This is a genomic window from Cupriavidus sp. FW305-46 (assembly GCF_058787075.1).
Genome location: NZ_JBYSZI010000063.1, coordinates 1 through 14,181, shown reverse-complemented (window position 1 = coordinate 14,181; position 14,181 = coordinate 1). Strand labels below are relative to the sequence as shown.

The 14,181-nt window shown below is 67.7% G+C and carries 15 protein-coding genes; 10 read left to right on the top strand and 5 right to left on the bottom strand.

The features are described from left to right. Window positions 1-24: 24 nt before the first annotated feature. The 5 genes from mnmE to AC3WON_RS25490 all read left to right on the top strand — a co-directional run bounded on the left by mnmE (window position 25) and on the right by AC3WON_RS25490 (window position 4,331). Entirely contained in the window at window positions 25-1,452 is a 1,428-nt protein-coding gene (gene mnmE / locus AC3WON_RS25510; RefSeq protein ID WP_492320804.1) for a tRNA uridine-5-carboxymethylaminomethyl(34) synthesis GTPase MnmE, read from the top strand. A 105-nt stretch (window positions 1,453-1,557) separates the two neighbouring features. Next, the gene (locus AC3WON_RS25505; protein WP_492320805.1) at window positions 1,558-2,802 is read left to right on the top strand and encodes a glycosyltransferase; all 1,245 of its coding nucleotides are present in this window, start codon (window positions 1,558-1,560) and stop codon (window positions 2,800-2,802) included. A gap of 41 nt (window positions 2,803-2,843) precedes the next feature. After that, entirely contained in the window at window positions 2,844-3,413 is a 570-nt protein-coding gene (locus AC3WON_RS25500) for an OB-fold putative lipoprotein (protein WP_492320806.1), read from the top strand. A gap of 32 nt (window positions 3,414-3,445) precedes the next feature. Continuing rightward, window positions 3,446-3,649, top strand: coding sequence for a hypothetical protein (locus tag AC3WON_RS25495; RefSeq protein ID WP_492320807.1), 204 nt, complete (start codon window positions 3,446-3,448; stop codon window positions 3,647-3,649). Between the two features lie 139 nt (window positions 3,650-3,788). Further along, entirely contained in the window at window positions 3,789-4,331 is a 543-nt protein-coding gene (locus tag AC3WON_RS25490; RefSeq protein WP_492320808.1) for an Sbal_3080 family lipoprotein, read from the top strand. Between the two features lie 88 nt (window positions 4,332-4,419). On the opposite strand, the gene AC3WON_RS25485 is transcribed toward AC3WON_RS25490, so the two are convergent. The 3 genes from AC3WON_RS25485 to AC3WON_RS25475 all read right to left on the bottom strand — a co-directional run bounded on the left by AC3WON_RS25485 (window position 4,420) and on the right by AC3WON_RS25475 (window position 7,540). Next, window positions 4,420-5,394, bottom strand: coding sequence for a M14 family metallopeptidase (locus AC3WON_RS25485; RefSeq protein WP_492320809.1), 975 nt, complete (start codon window positions 5,392-5,394; stop codon window positions 4,420-4,422). A gap of 110 nt (window positions 5,395-5,504) precedes the next feature. Continuing rightward, a complete protein-coding gene (locus AC3WON_RS25480) occupies window positions 5,505-6,473 on the bottom strand; it encodes a Bug family tripartite tricarboxylate transporter substrate binding protein (protein WP_340525200.1) in 969 nt (322 codons plus the stop codon). A 122-nt stretch (window positions 6,474-6,595) separates the two neighbouring features. Next, the gene (locus AC3WON_RS25475; RefSeq protein ID WP_492353001.1) at window positions 6,596-7,540 is read right to left on the bottom strand and encodes a LysR family transcriptional regulator; all 945 of its coding nucleotides are present in this window, start codon (window positions 7,538-7,540) and stop codon (window positions 6,596-6,598) included. Between the two features lie 98 nt (window positions 7,541-7,638). Between AC3WON_RS25475 and AC3WON_RS25470 the strand changes: the two genes are divergently transcribed. Next, entirely contained in the window at window positions 7,639-8,469 is an 831-nt protein-coding gene (locus AC3WON_RS25470; RefSeq protein WP_492320811.1) for a MerR family transcriptional regulator, read from the top strand. Between the two features lie 103 nt (window positions 8,470-8,572). Here the strand turns inward: AC3WON_RS25470 and AC3WON_RS25465 are convergent, their stop codons facing one another. Both AC3WON_RS25465 and AC3WON_RS25460 read right to left on the bottom strand, forming a co-directional pair. Beyond that, entirely contained in the window at window positions 8,573-9,277 is a 705-nt protein-coding gene (locus tag AC3WON_RS25465) for a tetratricopeptide repeat protein (protein WP_492320812.1), read from the bottom strand. A gap of 154 nt (window positions 9,278-9,431) precedes the next feature. Beyond that, entirely contained in the window at window positions 9,432-10,403 is a 972-nt protein-coding gene (locus AC3WON_RS25460; protein WP_492353000.1) for a magnesium and cobalt transport protein CorA, read from the bottom strand. A gap of 230 nt (window positions 10,404-10,633) precedes the next feature. On the opposite strand from AC3WON_RS25460, the gene minC reads away from it, so the two are divergent. The 4 genes from minC (at window position 10,634) to AC3WON_RS25440 (ending at window position 14,061) form a co-directional block, all read left to right on the top strand. Beyond that, window positions 10,634-11,434 (top strand): septum site-determining protein MinC, encoded by an 801-nt coding sequence (gene minC / locus AC3WON_RS25455; protein ID WP_492320814.1) that lies wholly within the window; start codon window positions 10,634-10,636, stop codon window positions 11,432-11,434. Between the two features lie 67 nt (window positions 11,435-11,501). Further along, window positions 11,502-12,317: a septum site-determining protein MinD gene (minD, locus tag AC3WON_RS25450; RefSeq protein ID WP_013955180.1), complete on the top strand. Its 816-nt coding sequence runs from the start codon at window positions 11,502-11,504 to the stop codon at window positions 12,315-12,317. A 21-nt stretch (window positions 12,318-12,338) separates the two neighbouring features. Beyond that, window positions 12,339-12,593: a cell division topological specificity factor MinE gene (gene minE / locus AC3WON_RS25445; protein WP_010811451.1), complete on the top strand. Its 255-nt coding sequence runs from the start codon at window positions 12,339-12,341 to the stop codon at window positions 12,591-12,593. 370 nt (window positions 12,594-12,963) lie between these two features. Beyond that, window positions 12,964-14,061, top strand: coding sequence for a porin (locus AC3WON_RS25440; protein WP_492320815.1), 1,098 nt, complete (start codon window positions 12,964-12,966; stop codon window positions 14,059-14,061). The last annotated feature ends 120 nt before the right edge of the window (window positions 14,062-14,181 follow it).

Below are 14,181 nucleotides of genomic sequence, written 5' to 3'. Positions count from 1 at the left end.
CACCCGATCTGCGACAATACCGCCATGACTGCTCCCCAGGTTCCCATTGCCGCCATCGCCACCGCGCCCGGACGCGGCGGCATCGGCGTGGTGCGTGTGTCAGGCCCCGATGTCGGCCCGGTGATGCGCGCCGTCTGCGGCCAGGCGCTGAAGCCGCGCCACGCCACCTACCTGCCGTTCCTCGATGGCCATGGCAAGGTCATCGACCACGGCCTGGCGCTGTATTTCCCGGCGCCCAATTCCTATACCGGCGAGGAAGTGCTCGAGCTGCAGGGCCACGGCGGCCCGGTGGTGATGCAGATGCTGCTGACACGCTGCCTGCAAGCGGGCGACGGCATCGGCCTGCGCCTGGCAGAGCCCGGCGAGTTCACGCGGCGCGCCTTCCTCAACGACAAGCTCGACCTGGCCCAGGCCGAGGCCGTGGCCGACCTGATCGAAGCCAGCACCGAGGCCGCGGCGCGCTCGGCGGCGCGTTCAATGGAGGGCGAATTCTCCAACGCTATCCGCCAGCTTGTGGATAAGGTCATCCACCTGCGCATGCTGGTCGAAGCCACGCTGGACTTCCCCGAAGAAGAGATCGATTTCCTGGAGCAGTCCGACGCGCGCGGCCAGCTTGCCACCATCCGCACCGAACTTGGCGGCGTGCTGGCGCAGGCGCGCCAGGGCGCGCTGCTGCGCGAGGGCCTGTCGGTGGTGCTGGCGGGCCAGCCCAACGTGGGCAAGTCGTCGCTGCTGAACGCGCTGGCCGGCGCGGAGCTGGCCATCGTCACGCCCATCGCCGGCACCACGCGCGACCGCGTGCGCGAGACCATCCAGATCGACGGCATCCCGCTGCATATCATCGACACCGCCGGCCTGCGCGAGCACGCCGCCGACGAAGTCGAGCGCATCGGCATCGAACGCACCTGGGACGCCATCCGCCGCGCCGACATCGTGCTGCACCTGGTCGACGCCACCGACTACCTGCGCCATGGCCTGTCGGAGACTGACGACGCCATCGACGACCAGCTCAGCGGCCAGCTGCCGCCGGGCTCGCCGATCGTGCGCATCGTCAACAAGATCGACAAGGCGCCCGCGGTCGGCGATGTCATCTTCGGCGGCAACCGCCCGCACGTGGTCGCCGCCAACGGCCCCAACCCGACCGAGATCTGGATCTCGGCGCGCACCGGAGCCGGCATTGAACTGCTGCGCCGCGAGCTGCTGCGGCTGGTGGGCTGGCAGTCAGGCAATGAAGGCAACTTCCTGGCGCGCGAGCGGCACCTGACGGCGCTGCGGAATGCGCAATCGCACCTGGATATCGCAGCCGAGCAGGCCGAGCACCAGGCGCAGGCGCTGGACCTGTTTGCCGAAGAGCTGCGGCTGGCGCAGGATTGCCTGAACAGCATTACGGGTGAGTTCACCAGTGATGATCTGCTGGGGACGATCTTTACGCGGTTCTGCATCGGCAAGTGATACCCGCAGGCGCAGCCCCATGTCGCTGCGCGGAAAGACACCGGAAAGTAAACTGCAAGCCACTCGCTGACATGCCCGCGCCAGCCCGTCGGCGCCTCTCCCGCCATGCGTCTGACCCTCATCACCTTCGGTACCCAGGGCGACTGCCGCCCCATCGTCTCGCTGGGCCTCGGCCTGCGCGCCGCCGGCCATGACGTGCTGATGCTGGGCGAACGCTCGGCAGCCACGCTCGCGGCAGAGCACGGCCTCGCCTTTGCACCGATGGCAGGCGACATCAAGCAGACGCTGGCGCCGGGCGGCGCGCTGCACAAGCTGATGACCGAAGGCGGCAACGTCGCCGAGGCCACGCGGGCATTCGGGCGCATTGCCGAGGACAACACCGAGGCGTGGATGTCGCAACTGGCGCAGGCCGCGCGCGCTGCCGACGGCATCGTGTTCTCGGGGCTGACGGCGTATGTGGCGCTGTCGGTGGGCGAGCAGTTGGGCAAGCCGGTGATCGGCGCAGGCATGTTCCCGATCTCGCCGACGCGGGCCTTTCCGTCCGCGCTGCTGCCGCCGTTCAGGATGCCGGGGTGGGCCAATCGCGCCAGCCACCACGTGATCAACTTCGTGCTGTGGCGCATGTTCCGTAGCGCGACCAATGCTGCGCGCTCCAGGCTGTTCGGCGCGTCGGCGCGCAAGGCGATGTGGGCGGACTTTCCGACGCTGTACGCGATCTCGCCGCAACTGGTCCCGCGTCCGCATGACTGGCATGACGACTGGCTGGTGAGCGGCGCGTGGACCATGCCGCCGCAGCCGGACTGGCAACCGGACGCGCCGCTGCGCGACTTCCTGGCGGCCGGCGAGGCGCCGCTCTATATCGGCTTTGGCAGCATGGCGGGCTTTGACCGGCACAAGGTGGTGACGGCGCTGGTGCAGGCGGCCGATGGCCGGCGCGCGCTGTTCTATCCGGGCTGGAGCGGCATCGACGTGGCGGCGTTGCCATCCAACTTCCACGTGGTGGGCGCCACCCCGCATGACTGGCTGTTGCCGCGCGTGTCGGCGGCAATCCATCACGGCGGTGCGGGCACCACGCATGCGGCCGCGGCGGCGGGCGTGCCGGCGATCGTGCTGCCGTTTGCGGGCGACCAGTTCTTCTGGGCGGGCCGGCTGGCGGCGCTGGGGGTGGCGCCGCGTCATGTCGCCGGGCACAAGATCGACGCGCCGCGGCTGGCGTCGATGATCGCCTTTACCGAGCAACCGGCCACGCGCGAACGGGCCGCCAGGCTGGGCCGCGCGATGGCCGCCGAACGCGGCGTCGACCATGCCGTGGCGGCGATTGAGCGCTTTTGCGGCAGGCAGGGCGCATAATCCCGTTCCGCCTTTCGCATTCACTGACGCAGGACCTTCCGATGTTGAACCGTACCCAGCAAATCCTTATTGCCATCGTCGCCGTGGCTGTCCTTGGCATGTTGTGGTTTGCCGGCAATGACCGCCGCGACGATGTCGGCGGTGCCGCGCCCGAAACGCAGGCCGAAGCCAGCGCGGTGCCGGCCAGCGTCGTGCGCGGGGTGCCGCGCGACGGCACGCTCGACCCGATCAGCATCGACCCCGAGCGCCCCGCTGACCGCCTGCCGCAGCTCCAGGCCGACACGCTGCTGAATGACTACCGCGGCAATCCCAAGGAAGCCGACACCCGCTACCTGGGCCAGTACCTGATCGTCGAAGGCGTCGCCAGCGGCATTCGCCGCGAGGGCGACCAGGTCTTTGTCGATATCCGCACCAACGATCCCGGCGTGAATGTGCGCGCACTGCTGCTGCAACGCCAGATCTGCGGCCCGGCAGGGCGGGTGTGCGAGGTGGAGGCCCGCGCCACCATGGTGCGGCGCGGCCAGAAGGTGGCGCTGGAATGCAACGGCGCCGGGCTGGCCGATGGCGCACCGCTGCTGCGCGACTGCCTGCTGCGCGGCGGCGCCAACTGATCGCGCTTGTCTCAAGATTCCGGAGTCCCGCCATGCAATCCGTTCTGTCCGTCCTTGCCATCCTGATCATGGTGGCCACCATCGTCGGCGTGGTCTCGCCCGCCTGGCTCAGCCAGACGCTGTTTGGCGGCAGACCCGTCACGCGGCTGCAGGTCGCCGTCATCGGGGTCTGCCTTGCCGGGCTTTGCCTGGTCCTGGTAGGCCGGCTGGCGCAAGGCGGCAGCGCGGGCGGCTGAGGCGCCACGCCGGCGCAGAAGCGGCCGTTTTGCGCTTCTGTTTGGGCGATTGGATCTGCGTGCCGGCGCCTACAGTGTGAAGGTATGCGGTGGCCACTGTGTCTTGCATGGCAGCCCGCCCCAGCCACACAGGACATCCATGTACAAAGCTCTGCTGGCCGCAGGCCTTGGCCTGCTGATCACCGGTTGCTCGACCTACCAGGCAGTGACCCCGGTCGACCGGCCCGACCGCACCGATCCCCTTGTCGCGTTCCAGGTGCCCGCTGGCGGCGGCCCGCTGGGCAACTACGGCGCCAACGGCACGCTGCTGTGCGTGGTGGTGAACCCGGTCACGGGCAATGACTTTGTCGAGAACTTTCTCTCATCGCTGCGGCGGCGCAATTTCGAGGTGAAGGTGCTGCAGGCGCAGACCTCGATCGCGGCGTGCCCGGTGGTGGCGCTGTACACGGCGCGCAGCGCCTGGTACTGGACTGCGTACCTGAACAGCGCGGACATCACCGTGTTCCGCAACGGCGACCGTGTCGGCAAGGCCATCTATAACGCCAACCGCAGCGCGGGCGGGCTCAACCTGAGCAACTTCGTGCAGCCTTCGTCCAAGCTGGATGAGCTGGTCGAGCAACTGTTCCCCGGCATGCTGCCGCCGCCCCAGCCGCCGGCGGGCACGGCCGCCCCGGCGGCCTAGCCTGTCCGCACTCGACCGGCGGGCCGGGCCATGCCTGTCTGCGCAGCATCTTGCCGGGCGCAGCCGCGCCCGGCCCAGCGTACCCGGATCAGCGCTCCAGCCGCCCCAGGCGCACCACGGTCACGCCCGGGCGCAACTGGCGCAGCGACGGCATCACCAGCACGCAATCCGGATACGGCGTCACCACTGGCTCGCCGTCGCGCCAGCCGATTACGGTCCCGGCCTCGGTAAAGGTCTCCAGCCCGGTATAGGGGCCGGCAAAGCGGAAGTCCATGCTGGTGGCCACCACCGGCTCGGTCACGCGCACCACGCGCTGCGTGGCGGGCAGCCGCTGCAGCCAGCCTGCGGGCAAATCGCTTTCATCGATCACGCCGGCATGCAGCAGGAAGCGCGCGGTGCTGTCCTGCGCCACGGTCACGGCGGCGGGCTCCCAGTGCTGGCCGCACTCGATCAGCAGTGCGTTGCGCGGGCTGGCGGCATCGCCAAAGCCATCGTAGTCGCGCATGCGGCGGCCTTCGGGGTGGCCTTCGTCGACGATCACGTCGGCCGGCGCGCCCAGCGCGCGCGACAGGGCGATGCCCTTGTCGAGCGGGCCGGAGACGATCAGCGGCCGGCTTTTCTCGTGCATCGAATGCAGGTCCAGCAGCAGGTCGATGGTGTCGATCACCGGGCGCATGGCACGCGCGCGGCGCAGCTCGGATGAATCGAGGCTGGCATCATCGAGCACCCTGGCGGTCCACACGCGGTTGAAATCCTGGTCGACAAAGCGCGATGCGTCGGGCCTGGCGGCATCGAAGCTGTGGTACGCGTCGACGTTGGCAAACGCCAGCGTCAGCCGGCCGCGGCGCGGGCGCAGTCCGTGGTCCAGCAACGCCTTGACGGCGATGGCGCCGCAGACCTCGTTGCCGTGGGTCAGCGCATTGACCATCACGTGCGGGCCGGGCTGGCCGCTGTCGAAGGTGTACAGGTAGGGGATGCCGGTGTTGCCGGCGGCGTAGGCGCGGATGTCGGGGAACGCGACATCGACTGGGTAGGCGTCGATCGGTGCGGTGGACTGGGTCATGGGAATCGGTGCGTTCAGGGCGCCTGGCGGGTCGGTGCCGCCGGGTCGTGTTCTTGGGATCAGGTTGAGGATGGGCGGCGGGGCCTTGCCAGCGCCGCCCGCCCCAGCTCTTACTCGTGAATGCCAGCCGTCTGCACGATGGTGCGATAGCGCCCCGTCTCGCGCTTGATAAAGCTGCCGAACTGCGCCGGATTGGCCGGCGCCACTTCCACGCCGGCTTCTGCCAGCTTCTTCTTCACATCCGGCATGGCCAGCACGGCCTGCATCTCGGTGTTCAGGCGCTCCACCACCGCTTGCGGCAGCTTGGCCGGGCCCATCAGGCCGAACCACACGCCCATGTCGACGCCCTTGAGCGCGGGCGTCTCGGCCAGCGCGGGCACGTTCGGCGCCACCGGCGAGCGCTTGGCGTTGGTCACGCCGTAGGCCTGCACGCGGCCGGCCTGGATATGCGGCAGCGCCGACGACAGCACCATCACCGCCAGGTCGATCTGGCCGCCGAGCAGGTCGGTGGCCATGGCCGACGCGCCCTTGTACGGCACGTGCGTGATATTGACCTTGCCCTGCTGCTTGATCAGCTCGCCGGCCAGGTTCAGCGGCGTGCCCACGCCCGACGAGGCATATGACAGCTTGCCCGGCTGCGCCTTGGCCAGCGCGATCAGCTCGGCCGCGTTCCTGGCCGCCAGCCCGGGCTTGCCGACCAGCACCATCGGCTGGGTGCCGACGAAGGTCACCGGCGCCAGGTCCTTCTCGCCGTCGTAGCGCACGGCGGGGTTGGTCAGACGGGCGATCGACACTTCACTGCCCGAGCCCATCAGCAGGGTGTAGCCGTCGGCCTCGGCCTTGACCACCTTGGCCGCGCCGATGGTGCCGCCGGCGCCACCCAGGTTCTCGATCACCACGCTCTGGCCCAGGCGCTTGCCCAGTTCCGGGGCGATGGTGCGGGCCACCAGGTCGACGCTGCCGCCGGCGGTGTAGCCCACCACCAGCGTGATCGGCTTGGCGGGCCAGGCGGAGGCAACGGCGCCGGCGGAAGCGGCAAGGCAGAGTGCGGCAGCGGCCGCGCGCAGGATGGTCTTCATGGTCTTGGCTCTGGGGGTCCCGGAATGGTTGTTGTGGAGCGATGGTAGTGAGCGCGGAAGCGGCCCGGCGTGCAGCTTTGGCAAGGGCGGTTGCCGATTCGGCAATGGTCGCCGAAGGCGCATCAGCGCGGTGCCTGCACCGCCGCCTGCCAGAAGGCCTCGGCCAGCGGGCGCATCGGCGCGCGCGGGCGGTACAGGCGGATATCGAGCGCCAGGTCGCCGCCATCATCGCTGCGCGCGCCGCTGATGGCACGCACCAGGCGCCCGGCGTGCAGGTCGTCGGCAATCAGGCGGGCCGGCAGCCAGGCCAGGCCCATGCGCTGGCGCACCATCTCGTGCACCGACTCGGCAAAGTCGCTGACCGCGATCACGTCCAGCCGCGGCGCCAGCTTGCGGCGCGCGATCTCCTGGTTGACCATGCGGCCGAGTGTCAGGGTCTCGGCGTAGGCGATCATGGGCACCGGCTTCGCCGCAGCCTTGCCGGTCGCCAGCCAGTGAAGCGGCGCGCCGCGCTCGTCGGCGGCGCTGACGCACACCAGCCGCTCCACGCCGGCCAGGTGGAACTGGTAGCGCGCGTCATCCAGCATCACCGGCAGGTCCGGCGGGCTGTAGCAAAGCAGGAAATCGGCATCGCCCTCGGCAAACATGGCCAGCGCGTCATGCATCGGGAAGGTCGACAGCTGCGTGCGGAACCCGGCCGCCGCGGGGTCGTGCCGCAGCGCCTCGCGCAGGCCCGCCAGCCACGCCGGCACCATCGAGCGCGCCAGGGTCTTGCCGGTGGCAATGGTGACCGTGCTGGCGTCGGCGCGGTGCGCGGCGCGCAGCGCCACGCGGGTCTCGTCCAGCGTGCGCAAGGCGCTCTGCGCGGCTTCCAGGAACTGGCGCCCTTCGGCGGTCAGCCGCACCGGGAACGCGCTGCGGTCGATCAGCGGGGCGCCGGCCCAGACCTCAAGCGCCTGCATGCGCCGGCCAAACGCGGGCGGGGTCACGTTGCGCAGCTCGGCGGCACGCGCCAGGCTGCCGGCCTGGGCCAGGCAGACGAAGTCTTCGAGCCAGCGGATATGCATGGAAGGCGGACCGTTGAGGGTGGGGCGGCAATGCCCTCATTATCGGCAAAACCGGCCGCCACCTTTGCCTGCCGCATTCCTCGGTTAGAATTTTTCGCATGACACTGATCCGGCGCCGCCCTCCCTCGTCCCCGACCAGCCAGGCGTCCGACACCACGCCGCCCGCCCCGGAATACACCATCGACGAGCTGGCGCGCGTGGCCGGCACCACGGTGCGCAACGTGCGCTCCTACCAGGACCGCGGCCTGATCGATCCGCCGCAGCGGCGCGGGCGCGTGGGCATCTACACGCAGGCGCACCTGGGGCGGCTCAAGCTGATCCACCACCTGCTGGCGCGCGGCTATACGCTGGCCAATATCACCGAGCTGCTCAAGGCCATCGTCGAAGGGCACGACCTGCGCTCGATCCTGGGGCTGGAGACCGCCATCAGCAGCCCGTGGACCAACGAGACGCCGCGGCACTACTCCTACCTGGCGCTGGCGCGGCTGTTCGGCCGCGCGATCTCGCGCCCGGCCCTGGCCAAGGCGATCTCGCTGGGGCTGCTGGAACCGGACGGGCTGGGCTATCTCGCACGCAGCCCGCGCGCGCTGGCCGCGGGCGCGGAGATCGCCCAGGCGGGCTTTGCGCTGGAAGACGTGCTGGAGATCATCGCGCAGTCGCGCGGGCATTTCCAGGCGGTATCGGACCATATCGTCGCTACCGTGGTGCGCGAGCTGGACCGCTTTGGCATTGGCAAGCTGCCGCCGCCGCAGGACGTGCCGCGGCTGGTGGAGATCCTGTGGCGCATCCGCCCGCTGGCGCTGGTGATGGCGGAGACGGAGATGATGCGGGCGCTGGAGATCTCGGCCAACAAATACCTGGGGGACCGGGTGGCGGCGATCATCGAGCATCTGCATGATGAGGAAGGTGGCAGCGGCGGGAAGCCATGATCCCGCGCCGGTCTGGCCCCTCCCCCGCCGTGCAGACCGGGCACACAGGTGACAGGTGTGCGAAGACATGGTTGACGCTTCCCGGCATAGTCATCCCGCCGCTCTACCTCGCCGCCCTTCCCCGCACCGATTCCTCCAGCAACGACCGCAACTTCGCCAGCGCGCCCGGATCCCCGTGCGCGGCTGAGCGCGCATACCAGATCTTGGCCTGCTCGAGATCCCGGTCGACCACGCCGGGCTCGCCGTGCTCATAGAAGCTGCCGACGATGTATTGCGCGCCGCCGTCGCCGGCACTGGCCGCGCGGCTGTACCACGTGAACGCGTGCCCGTAGTCGCGCGGCACGCCCCGGCCAGTGAAGTAATTCGTCGCCAGCGCCATCTGCGCCTGCACATGCCCGCCCTGCGCCGCCAGCGCATACCAGCGGTTGGCTTCCTCCAGTGACTTCGGCACCAGTTCGCCGCGCTCATAGAGGTCGCCCCAGGTGTACTGGGCATGCGTCATCTGGTTGTCGGCCGCTTTTTTCAGCCAGACCAGTGCCTCCTGCGGGCGGGCGGCAGTGCCCTCGCCGCGCAGCAGCATCATTGCGTAGTTGAATTGGGCCAGGCGGTTGCCCAGCCTGGCCGCATTGGCGAAGCCGCGCAGGGCCTGGTCGAAGTTGCCCGCTTCATATGCGGTGACCGCGTCGCGGGTCTGGGCCTGCGCGGGGGCAGGCGGCTGCGGTGCGGAGGCCGCCGGCTGCGTGCACAACAGCCATGCGGCGGTGGCGCCGGCGAGCAAGGCGGCAATCGGGGGGTGGGCAATCGACATGGCGGACTCCGGGCACAGCGCCTTCCTGATTCAAGTGTAGGAGTCAGGGCACCGCGCCGGTAGGCAGGCGCGGAATCGCCGGAATATCCATGCGAATAATCAATCGACCATAATATCTGCCACGATCATTCCTCGCACAGATAATACCAGGTCTTCAGATCCACCCGGCCCGATGCAGCCGCCGCCACAGTCCCCCGCAGGCGACCGCGGTCACGCCGATCACGGCCGGGTAGGCGAAGGGGATTTTCAGCTCAGGCATGAAATCGAAGTTCATGCCGTACAGGCTGAAGATCACGGTCGGGATCGCCAGGATCGCGCCCCAGCCGGCCAGGCGCTTGACCACCTCGTTCTGGCCCACGGTGACCAGCGCCAGGTTGACCTGCACGGCGGTGGTCAGCATTTCGCGCACCACGTCGAGCGTGCGCACCAGCCGGCTGGCGTGGTCTTCGATGTCGCGGAAATAGGCGCGCAGCTCCTTCGGCACCAGGTCTTCGTGCAGCCGGATCAGCTGGCCGCACATGTCCTCCACCGGGCTGACCGCATTGCGCAGGCGCAGCACCTGGCGCTTGATCCGGTACAGGCGCTCGATCGCGGCGCGGTCGAACTCATCGCGGAAGATGCCCTGCTCCAGCGCCTCGAAGGTGTCTTCCAGGCGCGTGACGATGGGCATGTAGTGATCGACGACAAAGTCCATCAGCGCGTACAACACATAGCCCGGGCCGTTGGCCAGGCCGTGCGGGTCGTGCTCGCAGCGCTCGCGCACGGGCGCATAGGTGCTGCTGGCACCGTGGCGCACCGAAACCACGTAGTTGGGGCCGACAAAGAGATGGGTCTCGCCGACCACCACTTCATCTTCCACCAGTTGCGCCGTGTTGAGCACCACGAAGACCGAATCGCCGTAGGCCTCGAGCTTGGGGCGCTGGTGCGCATCGAGCGCATCTTCCACCGCCAGGTCGTGCAGGCCGAACGCCTCCTGGGCCTGGCGCAGCAGCGCGAGGTCAGGCTCATGCAAGCCCAGCCAGACAAAGGTACCCGGCACGCCCAGCACGGTGGGAATCTCCTCCATGCCCACCGTGCTGAGCCGCTTGCCCTGCCGGTAGGCCACGCAATTGACAATGGCGCCCATGGAAACTCCGCTGATCAGATGGCGCAATCGTAACAAGCCTTTACGCTGCGACGGACGCCATGCGTGTTGCCGCGCACGGCAAACCACGCTGGCCGCACTTGCCCGGCGCTACGATGTGCCGTGCACGCGCATATGGAACCCACGCGCCACCTGCTGTACATATCGATCCAATTGTTACAGTTCGCGACAGATACGACGTTAGAATGTGGCATTTCCACGGTCACCCGGCTATGTCCCAGAAGAAATCGCCACGCTTCGAGCTGCGCAGTGGCAACGTAGACGCCCTCCTTCTCGCCCTCCAGACCGCCGACATGGCTGCGCTGCGGGATGACCTCCTCTCCCGCTTTGAAGCCACCCCTGACTTCTTTTCCAATGACGTGATCGCGCTGGACCTGCGCGCGCTGGAAGATGACAGCGAAGTCGCGCTTGGCACCGTGATCGACACGCTGGCCACGCTCAAGGCCCGCGCCATCGGTGTGGTGGCCCGCCCTGCCCAGCGCGAGTGGGCCGAGCGCTTCGGCCTGCCGCTGCTGGACAGCCAGGCGCGCCGCGGCAGTGGCGCCGACCGCGCCGCCGAGGCCCAGGCCGCAGCCGCGGCGGAACAGGCCGCCGCCGAACAGGCCGCGCGCGAGGAATCCGTCCGCGCCGCCGCGCAGGCCAGCACCGACGCCGCCGTGGCCGCCGCCATCCGCCAGACCCAGACCATGCTGATCGACAAGCCGCTGCGCTCGGGCCAGCAGGTCTACGCGCAGGGCGACGTGGTCATCCTGGACGTGGTCAGCTACGGCGCCGAGGTGATCGCCGAAGGCAACATCCATGTCTATGCCCCGCTGCGCGGACGCGCGCTGGCGGGCGTCAAGGGCAACACCGGCGCGCGCATCTTCAGCACGTGCATGGAGCCTGAACTGATTTCCATCGCCGGCATCTACCGGACCGCGGAGCAGACGCTTCCGGCCGATGTGCTCGGCAAGACCGCCCAGGTGCGCCTGGCCGATGAAAAACTGATCCTAGAAGCGCTGCGGCTCAAGTAACCGCGGCAGCCCCCGGGACCGAATCGCAGAGAGCGCAAGCTTCAACTTATTACTGGACCAAAGAGCCATGGCAAAAATCATCGTTGTGACCTCCGGCAAGGGAGGCGTCGGCAAGACCACCACCAGCGCCAGCTTTGCCGCCGGCCTGGCCCTGCGCGGCCACAAGACTGCCGTGATCGACTTCGACGTCGGCCTGCGCAACCTTGACCTGATCATGGGTTGTGAGCGCCGCGTGGTGTACGACCTGATCAACGTGGTGCAGGGCGAAGCCAACCTGCGCCAGGCGCTGATCAAGGACAAGAAGTGCGAGAACCTGTTCATCCTGCCGGCCTCGCAGACGCGCGACAAGGATGCGCTCACGCGCGATGGCGTCGAGAAGGTCATCAACGGCCTGATCGAGATGGATTTCGAATTCATCATCTGCGACTCGCCCGCCGGCATCGAGTCGGGCGCGCTGATGGCGATGTACTTCGCCGACGAGGCGCTGATCGTGACCAACCCGGAAGTGTCGTCGGTGCGCGATTCGGACCGCATCCTGGGCATCCTGGCGTCCAAGACCAAGCGCGCCAGCGAAGGCGGCGACCCGATCAAGGAACACCTGCTGATCACGCGCTACAACCCCAAGCGCGTGCATGGCGGCGAAATGCTGTCGCTGACCGACATCCAGGAAATCCTGCGCATCAAGCTGATCGGCGTGGTGCCTGAGTCGGAAGCCGTGCTGCACGCCTCGAACCAGGGCACGCCCGCCATCCACCTGGAAGGCAGCGACGTGGCCGACGCCTATGGCGACGTGGTGGACCGCTTCCTCGGCAAGGACAAGCCGATGCGTTTCACCGACTACCAGAAGCCGGGGCTGCTCTCCCGCATCTTCGGCAACAAGTAACGGTCAAGGAGGGCTCACCCCATGTCGATCCTTTCCTTCCTGCTGGGAGAGAAGAAGAAGTCCGCGTCGGTCGCCAAGGAGCGGCTGCAGATCATCCTGGCGCACGAGCGCACCGGCCATTCCGCGCCCGCCGACTACCTGCCCGCGCTGCAGCGCGAGCTGGTGGCGGTGATCTCCAAGTACGTCAAGATCGGCGACCAGGACCTGCGCGTCAGCCTGGAACGCCAGGACAACCTCGAGGTGCTCGAGGTCAAGATCGAGATCCCGCAGAACTGAGGACGGATCCCGGCGCTGCCGGATTCGTTCCTCCTCCTTCGGTTTTCCCGCACTTCCCGTCTTTCCGCCGACCGCGGCGCCGCTTGCGCGCCGCGATCGGCCGGCCCCCTTTCTCCCTGCCGTGATTCCCCGCCAGCCCAGTGTGCAGGCCAGCTCGCCAGCGCTGCCAAAATGCCCCAACTCGGAATTCTGTAGCGGCGAGACAACGGATTTGCACCAAAATCCTGCTTGAAAGCGCAGCTTGGCGGAGTTTTGTGTCCTTGTAGCTTACGTTTTGTTAAATTTTCGCGGCGTCTACAACGAAACGTAGACAAAATCGTCCACGCCGTGATCCGGCGGAGAGAACAGTACAAGACAGAAAAGGAGCACCATGAAGAAATCGGCCATCGTCCTCGCAGCCGGCAGCCTGTTGGCAGGTTCGGCGTTCGCACAATCGTCCGTTACCCTGTACGGTATCGTTGACCAGAGCATCCGCTTCCAGACGAACTCCAACGCCAACAACGACAATCTGTGGGAACTGACCAACGGCGCCGTCACCAACAGCCGCTGGGGCCTGAAGGGCAGCGAAGCCCTCGGCAACAACCTGAAGGCAATCTTCCAGCTGGAAGGCGGCTTCGATCCGGACACCGGCCGTTCCAACCAGGCCAGCGCCACCAACCCGAACGGCCGCCTGTTCGGTCGTCAGGCTTACGTTGGCCTGTCGGGTGACTTCGGCACGATCAAGCTGGGCCGCCAGTACACCGAAGGCTTTAACTTCTTCGGCGACTACGATCCGCTGACCATCGGCAACTACACCAACAACGCCTGGCCGTTCTTCCTGACCCAGTTCCGCAGCGACAACGTGGTCAGCTACGCCGGCAAGTTCGGCGGCCTGGACGTGGGCGCCAGCTACGGCTTCGGCGAGCAGCCGGGCAGCATGACCAAGAACCAGTACTGGGGCACCCGTGCCGCTTACTCGTTCGGTCCGTTCGGCATCGGCGGCGTGTACCAGGAAATCCGCGACATCAACGGCAACAAGCAGCAAATGTGGGGCGCGGCCGGTAAGTACGCCTTTGGCCCGGCCAAGCTGTTCGTGGGCTACGTCGGCGGCAAGGACCGCACTGGCGTGATCGACAACGGCTTCCTGAACAACTCGGCTGCCGCGCCTGCTCCGGCCGTGGTCACCGCCGGCGCTGCCAGCAACCCGCGCAAGGACACCATCGGCTACATCGGCCTGACCTACCAGGCCACCCCGGCCCTGGCGCTGACCGGCGTGTTCTACGGCGACTACGTCGAGAACAAGAACGGCGTGAACGACAACAACGGCCGCCGCTACACCGGCGTGCTGCTGGCCGAGTACTCGCTGTCCAAGCGCACCCAGGTCTACGGCACGGTTGACTTCAACAAGGTTTCGGGCGGCACCACCACCGAAATGCCGGGCCGCAACAACCAGACTGGCGCTGCACTGGGTATCCGCCACATCTTCTGATCGACACCCGATCAGCAGTTCCTGGCAAAAGGCACCTTCGGGTGTAATGCCGTTCAGTTAAGACTGAACGGCATTTTTCATTGTTAGCCGCCGAAGCAGTTGTAAACCGCAAGCCGCAAT